Annotated in this window: 1 protein-coding gene and 1 pseudogene; both read right to left on the minus strand. The window is 44.7% G+C overall.

The features are described 5' to 3' along the window. On the minus strand, positions 1–184 hold a 184-nt coding region (hypC, locus tag J5224_RS32710), incomplete at its 3' end, for a HypC/HybG/HupF family hydrogenase formation chaperone (protein WP_264629084.1). Between the two features lie 83 nt (positions 185–267). Beyond that, positions 268–722 (minus strand): annotated as a pseudogene (locus J5224_RS32715) (hypothetical protein); the annotation flags it as partial.

The raw sequence follows: 722 nt of genomic DNA on the forward strand, positions 1-722 counted from the left end.
CCAGCCGACTCATGGCAAATCCGACGTGTACCAATACCCAACTGCCGATCAGGCTGGCAGCGTCAACGCCGTCTGCCACCAGCGCGACATTCACTTCACGCTTAACGCCGCAGACATCCACCCACGCCGTATCCTGTACGTTGTCCGCTAATGCGATGACTTTTCCGGGAATGCCGAGACACATGGTGATGATCCTTGTTGATGAATATGGGCTGCCGTATACCGATTTAGCAATGTTTATGCCAACGATACAATCAATGTTTCCGCCTATATCGCTATACCCGTCATTGTCGATGCCCCAACTGGCTGAGGTTTGCTTTTTTCTTCGATGAACTTGAGAATATAATGCAAACCGCTACTGTCAATGTTGTCTCCAGGGAAATAGGAGATATCAACAGGGTAAAATTGGTTCCTTGAGGCATTGTATAAAAAGTTATTTTCCGACATATCTGTGGGAGGACAACCTTTTTCACACATTTCGTATAATAACAAAATAAAATCCTCCGCTGCATTATCATAAAAATAATCAACCTTGGACAAAGGAACACCATCAATTTTATCCAACTGAATAATTCCCTGCGCAATAATACAGGCAGAATTCTTTCCATAAAATAGCCGGAAAGAATCTGCTTGCCGCGCGACCTCATCGGCCGAAACATCATCAAAGAAAATTTTCAACACTTTCCCGGGGTTTTTGTTATCTTCGACCACAATGGCCTGCG

The organism is Candidatus Symbiopectobacterium sp. NZEC135 (genome assembly GCF_025962695.1).